Source organism: Escherichia sp. MOD1-EC7003 (assembly GCF_002965065.1).
GTDB lineage: Bacteria > Pseudomonadota > Gammaproteobacteria > Enterobacterales > Enterobacteriaceae > Escherichia.
In genome coordinates, this window is record NZ_PTRE01000050.1 from 13,720 (window position 1) to 37,860 (window position 24,141).

Annotated in this window: 23 protein-coding genes, 1 tRNA gene and 1 pseudogene; 8 read left to right on the top strand and 17 right to left on the bottom strand. The window is 49.7% G+C overall.

Annotated elements, in window-relative coordinates; translation table 11 throughout:
• The first annotated feature begins 112 nt into the window (after positions 1-112).
• Complete coding sequence (locus tag A7090_RS09730) at positions 113-1,342, top strand: amino acid permease (protein WP_105273880.1); 1,230 nt, start codon at positions 113-115, stop codon at positions 1,340-1,342.
• Positions 1,343-1,628: 286 nt separating this feature from the next.
• Here the strand turns inward: A7090_RS09730 and A7090_RS09735 are convergent.
• The 3 genes and pseudogenes from A7090_RS09735 to A7090_RS09750 all read right to left on the bottom strand — a co-directional run.
• Positions 1,629-1,702 (bottom strand) — tRNA-Gly (locus A7090_RS09735).
• 78 nt (positions 1,703-1,780) lie between these two features.
• A complete protein-coding gene (gene actS, locus A7090_RS09740) occupies positions 1,781-2,536 on the bottom strand; it encodes an amidase activator ActS (RefSeq protein ID WP_105273881.1) in 756 nt (251 codons plus the stop codon).
• Between the two features lie 414 nt (positions 2,537-2,950).
• Positions 2,951-3,826, bottom strand: a pseudogene (locus A7090_RS09750) (4Fe-4S dicluster domain-containing protein); the annotation flags it as partial.
• 435 nt (positions 3,827-4,261) lie between these two features.
• Between A7090_RS09750 and A7090_RS09760 the strand changes: the two are divergent.
• Together A7090_RS09760 and yqfG are read left to right on the top strand one after the other, a co-directional pair.
• The gene (locus A7090_RS09760) at positions 4,262-5,632 is read left to right on the top strand and encodes a nucleobase:cation symporter-2 family protein (protein ID WP_105273884.1); all 1,371 of its coding nucleotides are present in this window, start codon (positions 4,262-4,264) and stop codon (positions 5,630-5,632) included.
• A 1-nt stretch (position 5,633) separates the two neighbouring features.
• Positions 5,634-5,759, top strand: coding sequence for a protein YqfG (gene yqfG, locus A7090_RS09765; RefSeq protein WP_105267226.1), 126 nt, complete (start codon positions 5,634-5,636; stop codon positions 5,757-5,759).
• Here yqfG and A7090_RS25755 read toward each other — a convergent pair.
• Complete coding sequence (locus tag A7090_RS25755; RefSeq protein WP_123056944.1) at positions 5,756-5,827, bottom strand: hypothetical protein; 72 nt, start codon at positions 5,825-5,827, stop codon at positions 5,756-5,758. The genes yqfG and A7090_RS25755 overlap by 4 nt on opposite strands.
• 54 nt (positions 5,828-5,881) lie before the next feature.
• On the opposite strand from A7090_RS25755, the gene idi reads away from it, so the two are divergent.
• Positions 5,882-6,430: an isopentenyl-diphosphate Delta-isomerase gene (gene idi / locus A7090_RS09770; protein WP_105273885.1), complete on the top strand. Its 549-nt coding sequence runs from the start codon at positions 5,882-5,884 to the stop codon at positions 6,428-6,430.
• 42 nt (positions 6,431-6,472) lie between these two features.
• Here the strand turns inward: idi and lysS are convergent, their stop codons facing one another.
• The 5 genes from lysS to xerD all read right to left on the bottom strand — a co-directional run bounded on the left by lysS (position 6,473) and on the right by xerD (position 12,553).
• Positions 6,473-7,990 carry a lysine--tRNA ligase gene (gene lysS, locus A7090_RS09775; RefSeq protein WP_105273886.1) on the bottom strand — a complete coding sequence of 506 codons (1,518 nt, stop codon included), beginning with the start codon at positions 7,988-7,990 and terminating at the stop codon, positions 6,473-6,475.
• A gap of 9 nt (positions 7,991-7,999) precedes the next feature.
• A protein-coding gene (gene prfB, locus A7090_RS09780; RefSeq protein ID WP_097402380.1) for a peptide chain release factor 2 occupies positions 8,000-9,098 on the bottom strand; the annotation gives its coding sequence in 2 pieces (ribosomal slippage) (positions 8,000-9,022 and positions 9,024-9,098; 1,098 coding nt in all).
• Between the two features lie 90 nt (positions 9,099-9,188).
• The gene (recJ, locus tag A7090_RS09785; RefSeq protein ID WP_105273887.1) at positions 9,189-10,922 is read right to left on the bottom strand and encodes a single-stranded-DNA-specific exonuclease RecJ; all 1,734 of its coding nucleotides are present in this window, start codon (positions 10,920-10,922) and stop codon (positions 9,189-9,191) included.
• Between the two features lie 5 nt (positions 10,923-10,927).
• On the bottom strand, positions 10,928-11,638 hold the full coding sequence (gene dsbC / locus A7090_RS09790) for a bifunctional protein-disulfide isomerase/oxidoreductase DsbC (RefSeq protein WP_105273888.1): 711 nt from the start codon (positions 11,636-11,638) through the stop codon (positions 10,928-10,930).
• Between the two features lie 18 nt (positions 11,639-11,656).
• Entirely contained in the window at positions 11,657-12,553 is an 897-nt protein-coding gene (gene xerD, locus A7090_RS09795) for a site-specific tyrosine recombinase XerD (RefSeq protein ID WP_105273889.1), read from the bottom strand.
• Positions 12,554-12,664: 111 nt separating this feature from the next.
• Between xerD and fldB the strand changes: the two genes are divergently transcribed.
• Positions 12,665-13,186: a flavodoxin FldB gene (gene fldB / locus A7090_RS09800; RefSeq protein ID WP_105273890.1), complete on the top strand. Its 522-nt coding sequence runs from the start codon at positions 12,665-12,667 to the stop codon at positions 13,184-13,186.
• Positions 13,187-13,225: 39 nt separating this feature from the next.
• Here fldB and A7090_RS09805 read toward each other — a convergent pair whose 3' ends face one another.
• Entirely contained in the window at positions 13,226-13,633 is a 408-nt protein-coding gene (locus A7090_RS09805; RefSeq protein ID WP_105273891.1) for a protein YgfX, read from the bottom strand.
• A complete protein-coding gene (gene sdhE / locus A7090_RS09810) occupies positions 13,614-13,880 on the bottom strand; it encodes an FAD assembly factor SdhE (protein WP_000354046.1) in 267 nt (88 codons plus the stop codon). Before sdhE ends, A7090_RS09805 begins: the two co-directional genes overlap by 20 nt.
• 250 nt (positions 13,881-14,130) lie before the next feature.
• On the opposite strand from sdhE, the gene ygfZ reads away from it, so the two are divergent.
• Positions 14,131-15,111, top strand: a complete 981-nt coding sequence (ygfZ, locus tag A7090_RS09815) for a tRNA-modifying protein YgfZ (RefSeq protein ID WP_105273892.1) — start codon at positions 14,131-14,133, stop codon at positions 15,109-15,111.
• 76 nt (positions 15,112-15,187) lie between these two features.
• Here the strand turns inward: ygfZ and trhA are convergent, their stop codons facing one another.
• Positions 15,188-15,847: a PAQR family membrane homeostasis protein TrhA gene (gene trhA, locus A7090_RS09820; RefSeq protein ID WP_105273893.1), complete on the bottom strand. Its 660-nt coding sequence runs from the start codon at positions 15,845-15,847 to the stop codon at positions 15,188-15,190.
• Between the two features lie 163 nt (positions 15,848-16,010).
• Positions 16,011-16,322, bottom strand: a complete 312-nt coding sequence (yqfB, locus tag A7090_RS09825; protein ID WP_105273894.1) for a N(4)-acetylcytidine aminohydrolase — start codon at positions 16,320-16,322, stop codon at positions 16,011-16,013.
• Between the two features lie 43 nt (positions 16,323-16,365).
• On the opposite strand from yqfB, the gene bglA reads away from it, so the two are divergent.
• Positions 16,366-17,799: a 6-phospho-beta-glucosidase BglA gene (gene bglA / locus A7090_RS09830; protein WP_157941454.1), complete on the top strand. Its 1,434-nt coding sequence runs from the start codon at positions 16,366-16,368 to the stop codon at positions 17,797-17,799.
• A 47-nt stretch (positions 17,800-17,846) separates the two neighbouring features.
• Here the strand turns inward: bglA and A7090_RS09835 are convergent, their stop codons facing one another.
• The 4 genes from A7090_RS09835 to gcvT form a co-directional block, all read right to left on the bottom strand.
• Positions 17,847-18,740 carry a transporter gene (locus A7090_RS09835; protein WP_105273896.1) on the bottom strand — a complete coding sequence of 298 codons (894 nt, stop codon included), beginning with the start codon at positions 18,738-18,740 and terminating at the stop codon, positions 17,847-17,849.
• 455 nt (positions 18,741-19,195) lie between these two features.
• Positions 19,196-22,069, bottom strand: coding sequence for an aminomethyl-transferring glycine dehydrogenase (gene gcvP, locus A7090_RS09845; RefSeq protein WP_105273898.1), 2,874 nt, complete (start codon positions 22,067-22,069; stop codon positions 19,196-19,198).
• A 118-nt stretch (positions 22,070-22,187) separates the two neighbouring features.
• The gene (gene gcvH / locus A7090_RS09850; RefSeq protein ID WP_105273899.1) at positions 22,188-22,577 is read right to left on the bottom strand and encodes a glycine cleavage system protein GcvH; all 390 of its coding nucleotides are present in this window, start codon (positions 22,575-22,577) and stop codon (positions 22,188-22,190) included.
• A gap of 23 nt (positions 22,578-22,600) precedes the next feature.
• Positions 22,601-23,695 (bottom strand): glycine cleavage system aminomethyltransferase GcvT, encoded by a 1,095-nt coding sequence (gcvT, locus tag A7090_RS09855; RefSeq protein WP_105273900.1) that lies wholly within the window; start codon positions 23,693-23,695, stop codon positions 22,601-22,603.
• 289 nt (positions 23,696-23,984) lie between these two features.
• Here gcvT and A7090_RS27245 point away from each other — a divergent pair, with 289 nt between their 5' ends.
• A complete protein-coding gene (locus A7090_RS27245; RefSeq protein ID WP_446718724.1) occupies positions 23,985-24,068 on the top strand; it encodes a hypothetical protein in 84 nt (27 codons plus the stop codon).
• The last annotated feature ends 73 nt before the right edge of the window (positions 24,069-24,141 follow it).

Below are 24,141 nucleotides of genomic sequence, written 5' to 3' on the forward strand. Positions count from 1 at the left end.
ACCACTAACCCACCAATAGAAGGGTAGATAAGGCGTTAATCTCCCATACTTAACCTGGTTTATGGTAAATTGCCCTCCATTTTATTTAATTTGTAGATGATACATTCAGATAATGTCTAATATTTGGTCAAAAGAAGAAACGCTATGGAGTTTCGCGCTCTACGGCACAGCCGTTGGTGCAGGCACGCTCTTCCTTCCTATTCAGTTAGGTTCGGCAGGGGCTGTGGTCCTGTTTATTACTGCTCTGGTCGCCTGGCCTTTAACATATTGGCCACATAAAGCCTTATGCCAGTTCATCCTCTCATCAAAAACATCAGCAGGTGAAGGGATAACGGGCGCGGTAACACACTACTATGGCAAGAAAATTGGTAATCTGATTACTACGCTGTACTTCATCGCCTTTTTTGTGGTCGTGTTGATATATGCAGTGGCAATTACCAACTCACTTACGGAACAGCTGTCAAAGCATATGATTATTGATCTTCGTATCCGTATGCTAGTGAGTCTGGGTGTTGTATTAATTCTGAATCTCATTTTTCTGATGGGACGCCATGCCACCATTCGGGTAATGGGATTTTTGGTATTCCCATTGATTGCCTATTTCTTATTTCTTTCTATTTACCTTATCGGTAGCTGGCAACCCGCTCTATTAACAACCCAGGTAGAGTTCAATCAGAATACCCTTCACCAGATATGGATATCGATTCCCGTGATGGTTTTCGCCTTTAGCCATACCCCCATTATTTCTACGTTTGCCATAGACAGACGTGAAAAATATGGCGAACACGCTATGGATAAATGCAAAAAAATTATGAAAGTCGCTTATCTCATCATCTGCATAAGTGTACTGTTCTTTGTCTTTAGCTGCCTGCTTTCGATTCCACCTTCATATATTGAAGCGGCTAAAAAAGAAGGGGTTACCATTTTATCGGCGCTATCTATGCTACCAAACGCCCCGGCATGGTTGTCGATTTCCGGGATTATTGTCGCAGTAGTTGCGATGTCGAAATCATTCCTGGGTACGTACTTTGGCGTTATTGAAGGTGCCACAGAGGTCGTCAAAACAACATTACAGCAGGTTGGTGTAAAGAAAAGTCGTGCATTTAACCGTGCACTATCAATTATGGTGGTATCGCTGATTACCTTCATTGTTTGTTGCATTAACCCAAACGCGATTTCGATGATTTACGCGATCAGCGGCCCGCTCATTGCCATGATACTTTTCATCATGCCTACGCTATCAACTTATCTCATCCCGGCACTGAAACCCTGGCGTTCAATAGGAAATCTGATTACGCTGATCGTGGGTATCCTGTGCGTATCAGTAATGTTCTTTAGCTAACATCCATTGTGAATGGTTCAAAATTGCCACAATTTTGAACCATTCCAATTTTCATAATGCGCATTTGTTATTATTCCACTCTATCACGACTCGAGTTATATCCTGGCATTATCAGGTAGTTAAACACACAAAGAGAGCTGAACATCTTAAATAAGACTATTTAAGATGCATAACTTAGATTCGCAAGATCACTTCTGATCATTCAAAAACAATTTGCGATAGAATTAATATATCAGGAAAAACAAAGTACAACTAAAAATGGCTGGTAGATAAGGCGAAGATAACCTGGAGCGGGCGAAGGGAATCGAACCCTCGTATAGAGCTTGGGAAGCTCTCGTTCTACCATTGAACTACGCCCGCTTCGAGATGCGTAAGGCATTATAAACCTTACGCTCTCCTTAGCAAGTGCCACGTTACTGACTGCTGATTAATTCGCCATCAGCATTTGGGCTTGCTGCCCTGAGGTGGCAAGTAACGTAGTGGATCAATTGCCGTTGCACGGTAACGAATCTGGAAATGCAGGCGAACAGATGCCGCATCAGTGCTCCCCATGGTGGCGATTTTTTGCCCAGCCTTCACGCTTTGCCCATTATTTACCAGCATCGTGTCATTATGGGCGTAGGCCGTAATGTAATCTTCACTGTGTTTAATCATAATGAGATTACCGTAGCCACGCAGCTGATTGCCCACATACACCACCTTTCCGGCCCCTGCGGCGTAAATAGGTGTCCCCCGTGGAGCCGAGATATCAATCCCTTTATTGCCGCCATCTGCTGTCGAATAAGGCATGATAACTTTCCCTGTCGTTGGCCATAACCAACAACGTTGTCCTACTGGTGGCCAGGAAGATTTTGGTACTGCGGACGACGGTGTAACCGATGCGGTTTTGGTCGTTGATTTGGCGGTTGATTTACGTGAACTACTGCTACTTTTCGCTCCCCCCAGTTTTAGCTTCTGACCGACTTCAATGGTGTAAGGGGGGGAAATGCCGTTCAGTCGCGCAAGTTCTTTTACGCTGGTTCCCGTGGTGCGCGAAATACGATATAGCGTATCCCCCCGTTTCACGGTGTAAACGGAGCCGGAATACGTTCCTGTATCGGATGACTTGCTACCCGAACAGCCCGCCAAAAGCAGCCCAACCGATAACAACATCGCGATCCCCAGAGATTTTTTATTCAGGCGTCCCGCACTCAAAATCTTTCCTCGCTTAAAAAACAAGACGCCATATCATAGCAGCCAGCCTCCTGATACCCAATCTCTTGCTTCTGGAAAAACGAGGTAATAGAAAAAGAGGTTAATTTCATTTGGCAAAGAGAAGTATCACCAGCAAAATATTCACTGTAGAGGTATCGAATTTCCTGACTTTTTTATCCTATTACCCATCCTGATGCGTAATAATCCCAATTTATCACATTGATTTTATCGCCACTCATATTGATACGTATCACTGTCCCTATTCCGGGGCCTGTTTCGTATCATATCTGTGTTTTTTTAACATCATCACACTTCCTTCCTCCCCTAACGCTTATTGTCGTTTCTGGCGTAAATCTTGCCTGCTAAGACTAAATCTTTGCCATAAGAACCAAATGTTCAAATCGAGGGGATTTCTTCGGTAATGTAGCGTTCCAGATTACCAATAGAGACTGCGCCAGAGTGATCTTTCAATGTACATGCGCCTTCACAAAGACGGTCCTGTGGACATACCCTGCCGCAGATTTCTGGTAAGGAGCTGGTCTGGTGGCAGAGTTCTGCCGCTTCAATAATCTTCCCTTCCTGTACCAGACGGATGTAATCCGGAATAGCGTTATGCAACGGGCAATGCCAGTTACAGTTAGCTTTTTCGGCACAATAAACACAGCGATCGCTTTCATAAGCCGCCTGTTTTTGATCAAGGCTGCAATAAATTTCACCAAAGTGTTTTTTCCGTTCACTCGCTGAAATTTTATCTGCGCCTTTACGCGGGTTAACAGGGAGAAACACTGCACTGCGAGATAGCGGAGCATCTGATGACGCTTTTCCTTCTGCCGTTTTGCGCTGGCGGGCCATCTTTATCTGCCGTAACCCTTTATCGTCCATCAGCCGCAACGCCTGTGTTGGGCAGACCTCAATACAGGCTTGCGTGCCGGAACTGCGCTGGTTACAAAGGTCGCATTTCTGCGCAATCGTATCGACCATCTCAATAACGCCAAAGGGGCAAGCGATTGCGCATCTTTTACAACCAATACATTTTTGCTCGTTCAGTTGTACGCTATCAGGCTGGAAAGTCAGAGCATTAACCGGGCAAGCCGTAACGCAAGGGGCATTGTTACAGTGATGGCAGGCCACCGGATTCGCAGCCAGGCCTTTCCCTACAACATGGATACGCGGTCGAAAGTCACTGTGACTCAGCGGCCAGTTTTCTTGATTGTGTGCCACCGCACAGGCAATTTCACAAGCATGACAGCCTATACATTCCGCAGCTTCAGCAGCGATAAACTTATTCATTTGCATCCCTTTCATTTAATGAGTTATGTCTTCTCAAATTTCGCGATGCAATAAACGGGCATATATTAGGTAGCATGACCGTTTTAATTATAATTTTGTGACTAAGTTCAAATTACTGCCCCTCAATCTGTGCCGCTTTCATTATTTCAACATTGCCTACCAAAAGAGAGCAATCCAGATAAAAACGATTAAATGCGAGAGCGCGGCATGCCAGAATGATTAATGAAATATCAATATGAGAAAATTACAGATAATTCCATTGTCAGGTTCTCTTCTCATTTTCGTGGTTTAACCTCGATTATGTGATTGCCTCCGCAATTCCTGTCTCTAACTCCCCTTCCTCGCAAAAACTGGCACTCCACGAGCATGTGTTTAGACAGTTTCATAAACGTAAACGGTTGCTTTTTACTCTGGCGGGCGAAAGGAGAAACACTGATGAGCGCCATAGATTCCCAACTACCCTCATCTTCAGGGCAAGACTGCCCAACTGATGAGGTTGACCGCATATTATCACCAGGAAAGCTGATCATACTCGGTCTGCAACACGTCCTTGTCATGTACGCAGGTGCAGTCGCTGTTCCTCTTATGATTGGTGACCGACTGGGCCTCTCAAAAGAAGCTATTGCGATGCTCATTAGCTCGGATCTCTTTTGCTGCGGCATCGTCACATTATTGCAATGTATCGGTATAGGCCGCTTTATGGGGATCCGCCTGCCGGTGATTATGTCGGTGACCTTTGCTGCTGTAACACCTATGATAGCCATTGGGATGAATCCGGATATCGGCCTGCTGGGGATATTTGGCGCCACTATTGCCGCGGGTTTTATCACCACATTATTAGCGCCACTTATTGGTCGCTTGATGCCTTTATTCCCGCCACTGGTTACCGGTGTGGTTATTACTTCTATCGGGCTTAGCATCATTCAGGTGGGTATTGACTGGGCCGCAGGAGGTAAAGGGAATCCGCAATATGGTAATCCCGTTTATTTAGGTATCTCCTTTGCCGTCTTAATTTTTATCTTACTCATTACTCGCTATGCGAAAGGATTTATGTCCAACGTCGCCGTATTACTGGGGATTGTATTTGGCTTTTTACTTTCGTGGATGATGAATGAAGTCAATTTATCCGGGCTACATGATGCTTCGTGGTTTGCAATTGTCACGCCAATGTCGTTTGGTATACCCGTTTTCGATCCCGTCTCCATTCTGACCATGACCGCCGTGTTAATCATTGTGTTTATTGAATCGATGGGGATGTTTCTGGCACTGGGTGAAATTGTTGGTCGAAAACTGTCTTCACAAGACATTATTCGCGGGCTGCGCGTAGATGGTGTCGGAACAATGATTGGCGGTACGTTTAACAGCTTCCCACATACTTCGTTTTCGCAGAACGTCGGTCTGGTCAGCGTAACGCGTGTCCACAGTCGCTGGGTATGTATCTCTTCCGGGATCATTTTAATCATGTTCGGCATGGTACTGGCGACAGGAATTCGAATTCTGTCGCGTTGTAACTACACCACCAACCGTTACAACCTCTATATTGTGGCGATCAGTCTCGGCGTTGGCATGACGCCGACGCTCTCTCACGATTTCTTTTCTAAGTTACCAGCCGTACTGCAACCGTTGCTACATAGCGGCATTATGCTCGCAACCCTTAGCGCCGTTGTGCTGAACGTCTTCTTTAATGGCTATCAGCATCATGCTGACCTGGTGAAGGAATCCGTCTCTGATAAAGATTTAAAAGTCAGGACAGTACGTATGTGGCTTCTGATGCGCAAGCTGAAGAAAAATGAGCATGGAGAATAATATGAATCTTTTAATGCGCGCTATCTTCAGCCTGTTGTTGCTCTTTATGATCTCCATTCCTGTCATCTCTGACTGTGTTGCAATGGCCATTGAAAGTCGCTTCAAATATATGATGCTGCTTTTTTAAATGATCTTTTCCTGTCGACATCCGCTCAAAACGGGCGGTTGTCGATAAACGCTCACTTGGGTAATCATTTCATTCTTCAATTATCTATAATGACGAGTGATTAGAATTACATGTGAGAAATTATGCAAACGGAACACGTCATTATACTGGATGCTCAGGGGATTCCCACGGGGACACTGGAAAAGTATGCCGCACACACGGCAGACACCCTCTTACATCTCGCATTCTCCTGCTGGCTGTTCAATGCCAAAGGGCAATTATTAGTTACCCGCCGCGCACTGAGCAAAAAAGCATGGCCGGGCGTGTGGACTAACTCGGTTTGTGGGCACCCACAGCTGGAAGAAAGCAACGAAGATGCGGTGATCCGCCGTTGCCGTTATGAGCTTGGTGTGGAAATTACGCCTCCTGAATCCATCTATCCTGACTTTTGCTATCGCGCCACCGATCCGAATGGCATTGTGGAAAATGAAGTGTGCCCGGTATTTGCCGCACGCGCGACCAGTGCGTTACAGATCAACGATGATGAAGTAATGGATTATCAATGGTGTGATTTAGCAGATGTATTACACGGTATTGATGCCACACCGTGGGCATTCAGCCCGTGGATGGCGATGCAGGCGACAAACCGCGAAGCCAGAAAACGATTGTCTGCATTTACACAGCTTAAATAAAAAACCCCGACATTTGCCGGGGCTATGAGCATAACGTAATACTTATTTCACCGGACGCATCGCCGGGAACAGAATAACGTCGCGGATGGTATGGCTGTTGGTAAACAGCATTACCATACGGTCGATACCAATTCCCAGACCTGCTGTCGGCGGTAAGCCGTGTTCCAGTGCGGTGACGTAGTCTTCATCGTAGAACATCGCTTCATCGTCACCGGCATCTTTCGCGGCAACCTGATCCAGGAAGCGCTGTGCCTGATCTTCCGCATCATTCAGCTCGCTGAAGCCGTTACCGATTTCACGACCACCAATGAAGAACTCAAAGCGGTCAGTGATTTCCGGGTTAACGTCGTTACGACGCGCCAGCGGAGACACTTCTGCCGGATATTCAGTAATGAAGGTTGGCTGAATCAGATGAGCTTCTGCCACTTCTTCGAAGATCTCGGTAACGATACGGCCCAGCCCCCAGCTCTTCTCAACGTGGATGCCGATAGATTCAGCAATCGCTTTCGCAGAGTCGAAGTTGTCCAGATCTGCCATGTTGGTTTCCGGGCGGTATTTCTTGATCGCTTCACGCATGGTCAGTTTTTCGAACGGTTTGCCGAAGTCCAGCGTTACGTCGCCATAGGTCACTTCCGTCTTACCGAGAATATCCTGCGCCAGAGTACGGAACAGCGATTCGGTCAGCTCGATCAGATCTTTGTAATCTGCGTAAGCCATATAGAGTTCCATCATGGTGAACTCTGGGTTATGACGTACGGAGATACCTTCGTTACGGAAGTTACGGTTGATTTCGAATACACGCTCAAAGCCACCGACCACCAGACGCTTGAGGTACAGTTCCGGCGCGATACGCAGGTACATGTCGAGATCCAGCGCGTTATGGTGGGTGATAAACGGACGCGCAGCCGCACCGCCTGGGATCACCTGCATCATTGGAGTTTCAACTTCCATAAAGCCGCGCTTCACCATGAACTGGCGAATGCCAGAAAGGATTTGGGAACGCACTTTAAAGGTGTTGCGGGAGTCATCGTTAGAGATGAGGTCCAGATAGCGCTGACGATAACGCGCTTCCTGATCCTGCAAGCCGTGGAATTTATCCGGCAGCGGACGCAGTGCTTTGGTCAGCAGACGCAGCTCAGTGCAGTGGATAGACAGTTCACCCGTTTTGGTTTTGAACAGCTTACCTTTCGCGCCAAGGATGTCGCCGAGGTCCCATTTTTTGAACTGCTCGTTGTAAACGCCTTCCGGCAGATCGTCACGGGCTACGTACAGCTGAATGCGGCCACCAACGTCCTGCAGGGTCACGAAGGAGGCTTTACCCATAATACGACGGGTCATCATACGGCCAGCAACGGCTACTTCGATGTTCAGCGCTTCCAGTTCTTCGTTCTCTTTGCCGTCGAATTCTGCGTGCAATTGGTCAGAGGTATGATCGCGACGGAAATCGTTCGGGAAGGCAATCCCCTGCTCACGCAGGTTCGCCAGCTTCTCACGACGCGTTTTCAGTTCATTGTTAAGATCGACTACCGCGTCAGCACCCTGTGCGTGTTGTTCAGACATGTTGGTTCCTCATAACCCTGCTTTCAAACTTGCTTCGATAAATTGATCCAGGCTGCCGTCCAGCACTGCCTGCGTGTTGCGGGTTTCAACCCCGGTGCGCAGATCTTTAATGCGGGAGTCATCAAGGACATAAGAACGAATCTGGCTGCCCCAGCCGATGTCGGATTTGTTGTCTTCCATCGCTTGTTTCTCGGCATTCTTCTTCTGCATCTCCAGTTCATAAAGCTTCGCTTTCATCTGCTTCATGGCCTGGTCTTTGTTCTTGTGCTGGGAACGGTCGTTCTGGCACTGGGTCACGATCCCGGTCGGGATGTGAGTAATACGCACCGCAGATTCGGTACGGTTAACGTGCTGACCACCCGCGCCGGACGCGCGATAAACGTCGATGCGCAGATCCGCCGGATTGATTTCGATATCAATATCATCATCGACTTCCGGGTAAACAAACGCGGAGCTGAACGACGTATGGCGGCGACCGCCGGAGTCGAACGGGCTCTTACGCACCAGGCGGTGAACACCGGTTTCTGTACGCAGCCAGCCGTAAGCGTAATCGCCAGAGATTTTGATAGTTACGGATTTAATACCCGCGACTTCACCTTCCGACTCTTCGATAATTTCAGTTTTGAAACCACGTGATTCTGCCCAGCGCAGATACATACGCTCAAGCATGCTCGCCCAGTCCTGTGCTTCCGTACCGCCAGAACCAGCCTGAATATCGAGGTAGCAGTCGGCACTGTCATATTCGCCAGAGAACATACGGCGGAACTCAAGCTGCGCCAGTTTTTCTTCGAGGGCGTCGAGTTCAGCAACGGCTTCGTTAAAGGTTTCTTCGTCATCAGCTTCTACAGCCAGTTCCAGCAGACCAGAAACATCTTCCAGCCCCTGTTTCATTTGGTCGAGGGTGTCGACAACGGCTTCGAGGGAGGAACGCTCTTTACCCAGCGCCTGTGCGCGTTCGGGGTCGTTCCAGACATCCGGCTGTTCCAGCTCGGCGTTTACTTCTTCCAGACGCTCTTTCTTGGCGTCATAGTCAAAGATACCCCCTAAGAACGTCGGAGCGTTCCGTGAGGTCCTGAATGCGATTATTTACCGGATTAATTTCAAACATGGTCTGATTTCTTTTATTGAGCTAGTCAAAGTGCGGTGATAAGCGCGGGATTGTACCGAATTCACGCTCTTTTTTATAGATAATATGACGCTAAATTGGCCAGATATTGTCGATGATAATTTGCAGGCTGCGGTTGCCGCGAAACTCGTTAATATCCAGCTTGTAAGCCAGTTGCACTTCGCGCACGCCGTTATCGGGCCAGAGGGCGGTATCGACATTAAAAGCAATACCATCCAGCAGCGGACCACCGCCGACCGGTTCGACCATCACCTTCAAATGACGTTCGCCCACCAGCCGCTGTTGCAGCAGACGGAAATGACCGTCAAACAGCGGCTCCGGGAACATCTGCCCCCACGGGCCAGCATCGCGCAGCAGTTGCGCCACTTCCATGGTCATTTCGGCTGGGCTTAACGGACCATCTGACACCACTTCGCCTTGCAATAGCGAAGGATCCAGCCACTCAGTAACCAGTTCGCCAAACCGTTGTTGAAAGAGTTCGAATTTATCCTCTTCCAGCGACAAGCCTGCCGCCATCGCATGACCGCCAAACTTCAGCATCATGCCCGGGTAGAGCGAGTCTAGTCGCTCCAGCGCATCACGCATATGCAGCCCCTGAATAGAGCGACCGGAACCTTTCAGCGTACCGTCACCCGCAGGCGCAAAGGCGATAACCGGACGGTGAAAACGCTCTTTGATGCGCGAAGCCAGAATACCGACCACCCCCTGATGCCATTCGGGGTGATACATTGCCAACCCTCCGGGTAGCGTGTTGCGGCTGCGCTCAAGTTTCTCGCACAGGGTCAGAGCTTCGACCTGCATTCCCTGTTCGATCTCTTTACGTGTCTGGTTTAGCGCATCAAGTTCATTTGCCAGCACACGCGCTTCGCCGATGTTATCGCACAGCAACAGCGCCACACCAACGGACATATCGTCCAGTCGTCCGGCAGCATTGAGACGCGGCCCCAGCGCAAAACCTAAATCGCTGGCGGCGAGTTTTTGTGCATCGCGGTTGGCTACTTCCAGCAGCGCTTTAATCCCCGGACGGCACTTTCCGGCACGGATGCGACTCATCCCCTGCCAGGTCAGAATGCGATTATTAGCGTCCAGCGGCACGACGTCTGCCACTGTCCCCAGCGCTACCAGATCCAGCAGTTCTGCCAGGTTAGGAATTGCGATGCCGCGCTCATCAAACCAGCTCTGATCGCGCAAAAAGGTGCGCAGCGCCAGCATCAGATAAAATGCCACCCCCACACCTGCCAGTGATTTCGACGGGAAATTGCAGTCGCGCAAGTTAGGGTTAATGATCGCTTCTGCCGCAGGTAACGTTTCGCCCGGCAAATGGTGATCGGTAACGATAACCGGAATGCCCAACGAGCGAGCATGTTCAACCCCCGCATGGGAGGAAATGCCGTTATCCACCGTGACAATTAGCTGCGCGCCACGGGCATGCGCCTGATCGACCACTTCCGGACTTAAACCGTAGCCGTCTTCGAAACGGTTTGGCACCAGGTAGTCGATATTGCTGCAACCAAGCGAGCGCATCGCCAGCACGCTTAGAGCCGTGCTGGTCGCGCCGTCGGCGTCGAAATCACCGACCACAATAATCCGCGTTCCTTCGCGAAAAGCGTTGTAAAGGATCTCAACGGCCTTTTCGACGCCGCTCAGTTGCTGCCAGGGCAGCATACCTTTAACACTGCGTTCCAGTTCTTGCGCACTGCGTACTCCCCGGCTGGCGTATAAACGGCGCAGCAAGGGCGGCAATTCAGCGGGCAAGTCTGCCGTTTCATCGACTTCACGGCGACGAAGTTGTATATGTTGTTTCACGCGAATTATTTACCGCTGGTCATTTTTTGGTGTTCGTCGAGGAATTCTTTCATCTCTTTCGGCGGCTGGTAACCCGGAACAAGTGTGCCATTGCTCAGCACAACTGCCGGAGTACCGCTTACGCCAAGCTGAACGCCCAGCGCGTATTGGTCGGCAATATCCACGTCGCAGCTGGCTGGTGCGACGCTTTTACCCGCCATCACGTCATCAAACGCTTTGTTTTTATCTTTCGCACACCAGATGGCTTTCATTTGTTGCTCAGCCTGGCTCTCCAGCCCCTGGCGCGGGAAAGCAAGATAACGCACGGTGATCCCCAGCGCGTTGTAGTCTGCCATTTGCTCATGCAGTTTGTGGCAGTAACCACAGGTAATATCAGTAAACACGGTGATGACGTGTTTTTCCTGCGGCGCTTTATAAACGATCATCTCCTTTTCAAGCGCGTTCAGCTGCTTTAACAGCATCTTATTGGTGACATTGACCGGAGCCGTGCCGCTAACGTCATACATCGGCCCCTGAATGATATGTTTACCATCATCGGTGATGTACAACACACCACTGTTAGTCAGAACTGTCTTCATGCCAGCCACGGGCGCGGGCTGAATATCGCTGCTTTTGATGCCCATTTTGGCTAACGTTTGTTGAATTGCCGCATCATCTGCCTGAACAAACCCTGAAAACGCCGCCAACAAAGTAAACAACATAAAACCTTTTTTCATAAATCTTCCTTTCAGATATCACGCCCGCGGGTGATGCTGTTGATGAAGTTGCCGCAGACGCTCGGTAGCGACATGCGTATAAATTTGCGTGGTAGAGAGATCGCTGTGGCCCAGTAGCATCTGAACCACGCGTAAATCCGCACCATGATTTAATAAATGAGTGGCAAAGGCGTGACGCAACACATGCGGTGACAGTTTTTCGCTGTCGATACCCGCCAGCACAGCATAATGTTTAATGCGGTGCCAAAACGTTTGTCTCGTCATCTGCTGCGCACGCTGGCTGGGAAACAACACGTCAATCGACACACCGTTTAGCAACCACGGTCGGCTATGTTCCAGATAGGTTTCCAGCCAGTAAACCGCCTCTTCACCTAACGGCACCAGGCGTTCTTTGTTGCCTTTACCAATGACCCGCACCACCCCCTGACGCAGGCTGATATCACTCATTGTCAGTCCGACCAGTTCAGAGACACGCAGCCCGGTCGCATACAACACTTCAAGCATGGCTTTATCGCGCAGCTCCAGTGGCTGATCAATTAATGGTGCCTGTAATAATCGTTCGACCTGCGCTTCACTTAAATCTTTTGGCAAACGCTGGGGCAATTTCGGTGAAGCCAGATGCGCACTGGGATCGTCTTCACGAAACTTTTCGCGATAAAGATACTGGAACAATCGACGCACTGCACTCAGCAAACGCGCTGAGCTGGTGGCTTTATACCCGCCCTCCAGCCGTTCTGCCAGTAATGCCTGCAAATCGTCACTTTGCGCCGTCGCCAGCGTCACCCCGTGATGATGCAACCACTCCACCATCATTGACAGATCGCGACGGTATGCGTTCAATGTATTTTCAGCCAGATTTTTTTCCAGCCACAGAGCATCAAGAAACTGCTCGATGCGTGCCAGATCCTGTTTCACTTGCGCCCCTTATGGTCACTCATTTGATCCATTATGCCTTATTGTGCCGTGACTAAAGCGATTCTGATACACTAGCCGCAAAAGCCACAGCAGAATCGAGAAGCTTACGTTATGAATATGGGTCTTTTTTACGGTTCCAGCACCTGTTACACCGAAATGGCGGCAGAAAAAATCCGCGATATTATCGGCCCAGAACTGGTGACCTTACATAACCTCAAGGACGACTCCCCGAAATTAATGGAACAGTACGATGTGCTCATTCTGGGTATCCCGACCTGGGATTTCGGCGAAATCCAGGAAGACTGGGAAGCCGTCTGGGATCAGCTCGACGGCCTGAACCTCGAAGGTAAAATTGTTGCGCTGTATGGGCTAGGCGATCAACTAGGATACGGCGAGTGGTTCCTCGATGCGCTCGGCATGCTGCATGACAAACTCTCGACCAAAGGCGTGAAGTTCGTCGGCTACTGGCCAACGGAAGGATATGAGTTTACCAGCCCGAAACCGGTGATTGCTGACGGACAACTGTTCGTGGGGCTGGCGCTGGACGAAACTAACCAGTATGACCTTAGCGACGAGCGTATTCAGAGCTGGTGCGAGCAAATCCTCAACGAAATGGCAGAGCATTACGCCTGATCTCACCGACGGCCTGGCGCATATGCTTTGCCGTCATGTTCACCTTTGCGTCTCTTGTTGCAACAAAATCCTCCGTAAATCCCGCCATTCGGCCTCGTCCATGCTGTCGGCTGCCAGCCATAAATGTTGCTGTTTACCGCTATCAGACCGTAAACACAGCATCATGCCGCTTTTAATCATCCACGGGGCTTTGACGATGCTCCACTCCTGCCCTTGCCAACGCAAACGCCCGTCCATCAACAGGCGAATTTCCCCATGGCGAGCATTAATACGCCGCTGGCTGCGAACGCAATCAAACACCACCAGCGAAAGTAACACCATCCATAACGGGGTGTAACTTAACGGCCAGGGCATAAGTAAAATAACAGCGGCAACCAGCCCATGAATCAGCAAGGAAAGCCACTGCGCGCGCCAGGAGACGCGTAAATCAGATTGCCACAGGACCACGTTCCCGATTCCGTGTCTGGATGAGTCGGACCATCATTTCAAGTTCTGCATCGGCCGGTTTACCATGATTCATCAACCAGTTGAACAGATCGGGATCGTCACATTCCAGCAGACGAATAAAGATGCGTTTTTCGTCATCGCTTAAGCTGTCGTACTCATGTTCGAAAAACGGCATGATTGAAATATCAAGTTCGCGCATACCACGGCGGCATGCCCAATGAATGCGGGCTTTGTTGTTAATGTCCATCTTCTACCTGTCTCACGAAAATCCAGTACCTGGCTATTGTAACGTGTTTTTCGACTTCTTTTACGGGAATATCAGTAAACACAATCACGATCGCGAAATTAACCCACAACATTTCATGGGCTTCATTTTTTTGGAAGTCGCCTCGCAAAGGCAATCAGAAGGCACAGATCGCGTAGTGAAAGCACTTGCATTGCCTCATAGCTCTTTTACCATTAGCCATAAATACGCCGTTTGTAAAACAGGACTCATTATGGCTTTTACACCTTTTCCTCCCCGTCAGCCTGGGGCTTCTGCCCGTTTACCACTGACGCTGATGACGCTTGATGACTGGGCGCTTGCCACCATTACTGGCCCGGACAGCGAAAAATATATGCAGGGTCAGGTGACAGCAGATGTCAGCCAGATGACAGAAGATCAGCACCTGCTCGCTGCGCATTGCGACGCCAAAGGCAAAATGTGGAGCAATTTACGTCTGTTCCGCGACGGCGACGGCTTTGCGTGGATTGAACGACGCAGCGTGCGCGAGTCGCAACTGACTGAACTGAAAAAATATGCGGTATTCTCTAAAGTGACCATCGCACCAGACGATGAACGTGTGCTGCTAGGTGTTGCCGGTTTTCAGGCACGCGCCGCGCTGACAAATCTCTTTAGTGAACTGCCTGCGAAAGAAAAACAGGTAGTCAAAGAAGGTGCAACTACCCTGCTATGGTTTGAACACCCGGCAGAACGTTTCCTGATCGTAACCGATGAAGCTACCGCCAATACGCTGACCGATAAACTGCGCGGTGAAGCGGAACTGAACAATAGCCAACAGTGGCTGGCATTAAACATTGAAGCGGGTTTCCCGGTGATTGATGCCGCCAATAGCGGGCAGTTTATCCCACAGGCAACCAACCTCCAGGCGCTGGGCGGTATCAGCTTTAAGAAAGGCTGTTACACCGGGCAAGAGATGGTGGCGCGGGCCAAATTCCGCGGAGCTAACAAACGCGCGCTCTGGTTGCTGACGGGTAGCGCCAGCCGACTGCCGGAAGCCGGTGAAGACTTAGAGCTGAAAATGGGCGAGAACTGGCGTCGTACTGGTACGGTGCTGGCCGCCGTTCAGCTCGACGATGGCCGACTGCTGGTGCAGGCTGTAATGAATAACGATATGGAACCGGACAGCGTGTTCCGCGTGCGCGACGATGCGAATACATTGCATATCGAGCCGCTGCCGTATTCGCTGGAAGAGTAAATCTCTGTATCGCTTCGGGCATCTATTGCCTGAAGCGACACTGGTGTGTCTTTTCAGGCCTACAAAGGCGTACCAATTACGCCTGCCCAACATACAAATAAATCGCCAGGAAGTGGCACACACTGCCGCCCAGCACAAAACCGTGCCAGATAGCATGGTTATAAGGAATGCGTTTGCAGACGTAGAAAATCACCCCGAGCGAGTAGACCACCCCGCCCACCGCCAGTAACGTCACGCCACCCGCAGCCAGCTTCATCGCTAGTTGATACACTACTATCAGCGACAGCCACCCCATCGCCAGATAGGTCACCAAAGATAAAATTTTGAATCGGTGCGCAATAGTGAGCTTGAACAAAATCCCCAGTAGCGCCAGGCTCCAGATAACAATCATCAGCCCACGCGCCAACGGTGAATCCAGCCCCACCAGCAAAAACGGCGTGTAGGTTCCGGCAATCAGCAGGTAAATGGCGCAGTGGTCAAATTTCTTCAGCCACATTTTTGCCCGTTGATGAGGAATGGCGTGATAAAGCGTTGAAGCGAGGAACAACAGGATCATGCTGCCGCCATATAGACTATAGCTGGTTATCGCCGTGGCGCTGGCATTGAGATCCACCGCCTGAACCAGTAGCAACACCAGCCCAACGATACCAAACACCAGCCCAATGCCGTGACTGACGCTGTTGGCAATTTCCTCTGCCAGCGAATATCCCTGCTTAATGAGAGGCTTCTGAACCATAACTTACTCCGGAGAAACGTACACGCACGTGTAAACCTCTCCAGCGTAACTGAGAATAGTTCCAGTGAACACCTGTTAGCTAAAATAAATTCTGATTTGGGACTAATCTCCGAAAACTCATGAAATTAAAAGCAAAACTTCAACTAACAGGCGTGAGTTCAATTTAAAGACATTTAAATTCAATTACATAAAACTGTGTCTGACCGGGATAAATATCGGCAATGACCCTTTTCAGTTCGACAAGAGTCATGTTTTCCTGTGCAGCATGTTTTTCGGTGAGAGTATCCAGTGTTACGGTTGAGGTTGCAGTAACTTCAATCGTGCAAAAATAACCGTCATCTTCAAAGCGCCCAACGCGCAGCACATCACCCGTTTTAAAGTGCGATTCAGACTCGTCACGAATAGTGATGGTTTTACGCCCAGCCAGAATGTCATCCTGGAAACGTAGAAAAAAAGTGATGTCATTTGGCTGCATGGTATATTTCCTATAATAATTGACTCATCTGGAACCTATGATAGTGAAAAAACTCACCTTACCGAAAGATTTCTTATGGGGCGGCGCCGTTGCCGCTCATCAGGTCGAAGGCGGCTGGAACAATGGCGGCAAAGGGCCGAGTATTTGTGACGTACTGACCGGCGGCGCACACGGCGTGCCGCGCGAAATAACCAAAGAAGCTCTACCAGACAAATACTATCCGAACCATGAAGCCGTTGATTTTTATGGCCACTACAAAGAAGACATCAAGCTGTTTGCCGAAATGGGCTTCAAATGTTTTCGTACTTCCATTGCCTGGACGCGCATTTTTCCAAAAGGCGATGAAACACAGCCAAACGAAGAAGGGCTGAAGTTCTACGATGATATGTTCGATGAACTGCTGAAATACAACATCGAACCGGTGATCACACTCTCTCATTTTGAAATGCCGCTCCATCTGGTGCAGCAATACGGCGGTTGGACTAACCGTAAATTAGTTGATTTCTTTGTGCGTTTCTCTGAAGTCGTTTTCGAACGCTATAAGCATAAGGTCAAATACTGGATGACCTTCAATGAAATTAACAACCAGCGCAACTGGCGTGCGCCGCTGTTTGGTTACTGCTGCTCCGGTGTGGTGTATACCGAGCATGAAAACCCGGAAGAAACCATGTACCAGGTGCTGCATCACCAGTTTGTCGCCAGCGCCCTGGCGGTGAAAGCCGCGCGTCGCATTAACCCGGAGATGAAAGTCGGCTGTATGCTGGCGATGGTGCCGCTCTATCCTTACTCCTGTAACCCGGACGATGTGATGTTCGCTCAGGAGTCGATGCGCGAACGCTACGTCTTTACCGATGTGCAGCTGCGTGGCTATTACCCATCCTATGTGTTGAACGAGTGGGAGCGTCGCGGATTTAGCATCAAAATGGAAGACGGCGATCTCGAAGTGCTGCGCGAAGGCACCTGCGATTATCTTGGTTTCAGCTATTACATGACCAACGCAGTGAAGGCCGAAGGCGGCACCGGCGATGCGATCTCTGGCTTTGAAGGCAGCGTACCAAACCCATATGTTAAAGCATCTGACTGGGGCTGGCAGATTGATCCTGTGGGTCTGCGTTACGCGCTCTGCGAATTGTATGAGCGTTACCAGAAGCCGCTGTTTATTGTCGAAAACGGTTTTGGCGCTTACGACAAAGTGGAAGAAGATGGCAGCATCAACGACGACTACCGTATTGATTACCTGCGCGCTCATATTGAAGAGATGAAAAAAGCGGTGACTTACGATGGCGTGGATCTGATGGGCTACACGCCGTGGGGCTGCATCGACTGCGTGTCGTTCACCACCGGGCAGTACAGCAAACGCTACGGCTTTATCTATGTGAATAAACATGACGACGGTACTGGTGATATGTCGCGCTCACGTAAGAAGAGCTTTAACTGGTACAAAGAGGTGATTGCCAGCAACGGCGAGAAGCTTTAACTCCTGCATGTTACCCGCCAACTGGCGGGTAACATCTTGAATGAGTCTTACCAGGTCTTACCTATTTTAAATTCCCAGCGTACATCTTCCATTTTGGTTGGCGACTTCGCTTCCTGCATTACCGGGAAGAAGGCTCCGGCACCAAACCATAATTTCAGTGAATCAACGGCAATATTAAATGACGGACCAACAACCCATTCAGTAGTTCCAGAATGGTTATTAATTACGCTGCCATTAGGCAGTTTTTTCGTTCCTGAGGCATTATTGCTGTAGGCACTTTCCAGACCAATATCCAGCGGTAAATCGCTAAACATATACCGCACCTGGGTATTCCACTGGAATTCGTTACCTCGTTCCACGTCCTGGTTACCACGCTCAAATGGTCCCTGATATACAAAATCCATATCCCCTTTAAAGTTAGGAGTGAATGATTTTGTTAAAGAGAGTGATACTCTTCCTCCCCAGGCGCTATTCCCAGGCAAATGATTATCTCCATCTTGCCCGGTGGGTAGTAATAATGCCCCTCCTACCGTAACCCAAAACGGATCACCTCTTCGCTGGCTCATTAAAGCATAAGTGACCCCCACCGATTGATCGCCCATTCCCTCTATGTGCTCAGGAGACAGATTTTCTCGTTTGTTATTGATATAAGAACCCACAGTTGATAATTCCAGTCTGTCGGTCAAACCGTAACGAATCTTCAATAACCATATTTGGGAGTCAACATCCGGACTTCCGTGCCCTTCGATTTGATGATCTTTATCGCGAAATGAGCTATTCACGGCGGTTAATAACATTCCTTCCGGCAATACTGAACCACCCGCAATAGCGGTATTAACTGGTGCACCTAATAGATTACTGGGCTTATTTTCTCCGTCAGCTGCCATTGCATTCATTGATAGAAAACATGTTATTAATGGCAGAAATATAAATCGTTTCATCATTCCCTCCGGGTATGAAAAACAAAGCGCTAAGTTAAGAAACATTTGTTCTGTTTATATTTATTTTGGATTTATAATTTAAATAAATAGCTTGCTGAGTTTAATATACGGAAAGTTTTATAACTATATTGAGAGGCAAATAACAATTCCGGAGGAAAAATATTTACGATTACATGTAAGTATACTGTGATATTTTTATTAAATAATAGCAAAATAAAATTATGCACAATGAATCATTAGACTCTAAAAAATGGGTGATTTAACTCCTGATAATACACTGATGATAAACACCAGGTTGCCTGACAAGGGCCAAAGACTTACTGTAATATATTGAATTAGTAAGACTTTGTGGCTTGGAAAAAGCGTTCACGCCGCATCCGGCATAAACAAAGCGTACTTTATTAACAAGCAGAAAAGGCGCCGAAGCGCCTTTAGAAAATTGTCGAATCAGTAAATTACTGGTATTCGCTAATCGGTACGCAGGAGCAGAACAGGTTACGGTCGCCGTAAACATCATCCAGACGTTTCACTGTCGGCCAGTATTTGTCTGCCACGCCTGCCGGGAATACGGCAACTTCACGGCTGTACGGATGCGCCCACTCGGCGACCAGTTCGTTCTGAATGTGCGGCGCGTTCACCAGTGGGTTATCTTCCAGTGGCCAGACACCAGCTTTCACCTGGTCAATCTCTGCGCGGATAGCCAGCATCGCATCGATAAAGCGATCCAGTTCCACTTTGCTTTCAGATTCAGTTGGTTCAACCATCAGCGTCCCCGCCACCGGGAACGACATGGTAGGCGCGTGGAAACCGTAGTCGATCAGGCGCTTGGCAATATCCAGTTCGCTGATGCCGGTTTCTTCTTTCAACGGACGAATGTCGAGAATACATTCGTGCGCCACGCGACCGTCGCGACCGGTATACAGCACCGGGAAGGCATCTTTCAGGCGGCTGGCAATGTAGTTGGCGTTGAGGATTGCCACCTGACTTGCTTTTTTCAGCCCTTCTGCGCCCATCATGCGGATGTACATCCAGCTGATTGGCAGAATGGATGCGCTACCAAACGGTGCTGCAGAAACCGCACTCTGACGGGTTAACATACCTTCGATTTGCACCACGCTATGACCCGGCACAAACGGCGCCAGATGCGATTTCACGCCGATTGGTCCCATACCTGGACCACCACCGCCGTGCGGAATGCAGAAAGTTTTATGCAGGTTGAGGTGCGAAACGTCCGCGCCAATAAAGCCCGGCGAGGTAATGCCAACCTGAGCATTCATGTTCGCGCCATCAAGATAAACCTGACCACCGAACTGATGCACGATTTCACACACTTCACGGATCGTTTCTTCGTACACGCCGTGGGTGGAAGGATAGGTCACCATGATGCAGGAGAGATTATCGCCCGCCTGTTCTGCTTTCGCGCGCAGGTCAGCCAGATCGATATTGCCATTTTTATCACACGCCACAACCACCACCTGCATTCCTGCCATATGTGCAGAAGCCGGGTTAGTACCGTGAGCAGAGGCCGGGATCAGGCAGATATCGCGATGCCCTTCATTGCGGCTTTCATGATAACGGCGAATCGCCAGCAGGCCCGCGTATTCGCCCTGTGCGCCAGAGTTAGGCTGCATACAAACGGCGTCGTAACCGGTCAGTTTCACCAGCCAGTCGGCCAGCTGCGCGATCATCTGCTGATAACCTTCGGCCTGTTCCGGCGGGCAGAACGGGTGTAGTTCGGCAAACTCAGGCCAGGTGATCGGGATCATCTCAGCAGCGGCATTCAGTTTCATGGTGCAGGAACCCAGCGGGATCATCGCCTGATTCAGCGCCAGATCTTTACGCTCCAGCGAGTGCATATAGCGCATCATTTCGGTTTCGCTGTGATAGCGATTAAACACCGGATGGGTGAGGATTTCGTCGTCGCGCAGCATCGCAGGCTGAATAGAGCGGCTATCGTGAGCCACGTCTTTGTCCAGCATGTCGATGTCCAGCCCGTGGTTATCGCCCAGCAGTATGCTGAAAAGCTGCATCACGTTTTCACGCGTGGTGGTTTCATCAAGGGTGATCCCAACCGCGTTCAGAATATCGCTACGCAGGTTGATTTCAGCCGCTTCAGCACGCGCCAGTACGCTTGCTTTGTCTGTCACTTCCACACACAAGGTGTCGAAATAGTGCGTATGACGCAGCTTCAGGCCTTTTTGTTGCAGGCCCGCTGCCAGAATATCGGTCAGGCGATGGATGCGGTTAGCGATGCGTTTCAGGCCGACCGGGCCGTGATAAACGGCATACAGGCTGGCGATGTTTGCCAGCAGTACCTGGGAAGTACAAATGTTGGAGTTCGCTTTCTCACGGCGGATATGTTGCTCGCGAGTCTGCATCGCCATGCGCAGAGCGGTATTGCCAGCTGCATCTTTCGATACACCGATAATGCGACCCGGCATCGAGCGTTTGTATTCATCTTTCGCCGCAAAGAATGCTGCGTGCGGGCCACCGTATCCCATCGGCACGCCGAAACGTTGTGCCGAACCAAAGACGATATCCGCGCCCTGTTTACCCGGCGCGGTTAAAAGCACCAGCGCCATAATATCGGCGGCGACGCTGACCACAATTTTGCGTGATTTCAGTTCGCTGATAAGCGCTGTGTAGTCGTGGATTTCACCGGTCGTGCCGACCTGCTGTAACAGCACGCCGAAGACGTCCTGATGGTCGAGCACTTTCTGCGCATCATCAACAATCACTTCAAAACCAAAGGATTCTGCACGAGTGCGGACCACATCCAGCGTTTGCGGATGCACGTCAGATGCAACGAAGAAGCGGTTGGCATTTTTCAGTTTACTGACGCGTTTCGCCATCGCCATTGCTTCGGCGGCAGCGGTGGCTTCGTCCAGCAAAGAAGCAGAGGCCATATCCAGCCCAGTCAAATCCAGCGTTACCTGCTGGAAGTTGAGCAGTGCTTCAAGGCGGCCCTGGGAGACTTCAGGTTGATACGGAGTATACGCGGTATACCAGCCTGGGTTTTCCAGCATATTGCGCAGAATAACCGGCGGCAGCTGCACGGCGGTATAACCCATGCCGATGTAAGACGTGAAGCGTTTATTGCGACTGGCAATAGCCTTGAGTTCTGCCAGCGCGGCGTATTCGGTCGCCGGTGCGCCAACCTGTGGCGGGGTCGCAAGCTGAATATCTTTCGGCACTATCTGGCCTGTCAGCGCGTTTAACGATTGTGCGCCAACGGCATTCAGCATTTCTTGCTGTTGCGCGGCGTCCGGTCCGATATGGCGTTCAATAAAAGCGCCGCTGTTTTCAAGCTGGCTTAACGTCTGTGTCATGAGCGATGGTTCCTGAAACGTGCAGTGAATTGTGAACCTCTCTCCTTACGAAGAGAGTGAGAGTGAGGCGTGAATGTTCCTCACCCTGCTCCTCTCCCGCAGAAGAGGAATAAAGCCGTTACTCGTCTTCTAACAATGCTTCGTATGCGGTTGCATCCAGCAGTGATTCCAGTTCGCTTTCATCACTGGCTTTGATTTTAAAGATCCAGCCGCCTGCATACGGTTCGCTGTTCACCAGTTCCGGGGAATCGCTCAGTACGTCGTTTACCGCCACGATTTCACCGCTTACTGGCGCATAAATGTCTGACGCTGCTTTTACCGATTCGGCAACCGCGCAGTCATCGCCCGCGCTTACCGTTGCACCCACTTCCGGCAGGTCAACAAACACCATATCGCCTAACAGCTCCTGGGCATGTTCGGTGATGCCAACGGTGTAAGTGCCGTCGGCGTCTTTACGCAGCCATTCGTGTTCTTTGCTGTATTTCAGTTCTGCTGGTACGTTGCTCATCAATCAATCTCCAAAAAAGTAAATCACGCGACGGCTTTGCCGTTACGCACAAAAACAGGTTTCGTCACTTTAACCGGCATTTCACGGTTGCGAATTTGCACAATCGCCGTTTCGCCAATACCTTCCGGCACACGCGCCAGCGCAATGCTGTAACCCAGCGTTGGGGAGAAAGTACCACTGGTGATAACACCTTCATGCTGGTTGCCCTGCGCATCGGTAAAACGTACCGGCAGTTCATTACGCAGCACGCCTTTTTCGGTCATCACCAGACCAACCAGTTTTTCTGTGCCATGTTCACGCTGCGCTTCCAGCGCTTCACGACCGATAAAGTCACGCTCTGCCGGTTCCCAGGCGATAGTCCAGCTCATGTTGGCGGCTAAAGGAGAAATAGTTTCGTCCATATCCTGACCATAAAGATTCATCCCTGCCTCCAGACGCAGCGTGTCACGCGCGCCCAGACCGCAGGGCTTAACGCCAGCGTCCACCAGCGCTCGCCAGAAATCTGCCGCTTTTTCATTGGGTAGCGCAATTTCATAGCCCGCTTCACCGGTGTAACCGGTGGTGGCAATAAACAGATCGCCCACCTGTACGCCAAAGAACGGTTTCATCCCTTCCACGGCCTGACGCTGAGCGTCATTAAACAGTGTGGCAGCTTTTGCCTGGGCATTCGGCCCTTGTACGGCAATCATGGAAAGGTCATCACGAACGGTTATTTCAATGCTGAAGGGTTCAGCGTGTTGGGTAATCCAGGAGAGGTCTTTTTCGCGGGTGGCAGAGTTAACAACGAGGCGGAAGAAATCTTCAGTAAAGTAGTAGACAATCAGGTCATCTATCACCCCGCCAGAGGCGTTCAACATCCCCGAGTAAAGGGCTTTGCCACTTTTGGTGAGCTTCGCCACATCATTCGCCAGCAGATAACGCAGAAACTCCCGGGTGCGACTGCCGCGAAGATCGACGATGGTCATATGTGACACATCAAACATTCCGGCATCGGTACGTACCGCATGATGTTCGTCGATTTGCGAACCGTAATGCAGCGGCATCATCCAGCCGTGGAAATCCACCATGCGAGCGCCGCAAAGCGTGTGTTGTTCGTACAAAGGAGTCTGTTGTGCCATCTTGTCCTCATTGAATAAGCGGGGCTGACAACTTTTCATGATGAAATTATCACCACGAAACCCAGCATCGGAGCCACTCCCGGTCCCCAACGCAATCGTTCTCTTTTGCCTGAACTTACCACCGAAACAGACTGTTAACCATAAGGTAAAATTGATCATCACATTAGCTTATGGTTAAAAACCGCCAAAATCTCAACAGAACAAAAAACCAAAAAACACATCAACTTCTATACAAAGATGATGCGATGAGAAAATTAATTTGCATAAGACAATATTAAGAGCTGAAAAAATGTCAAATAACACTAAATCAAAAATTCATGATATTAGAAAATGTAATGCGAAAATGCAGGTGAAATTAGTTTATTTCAAATGAGGAAAATCTCCCGGCGAAAAAACCGGGAGATGAAAGTGTGATGGGTATCAAATAAACAGCAGAAGAGAAATTT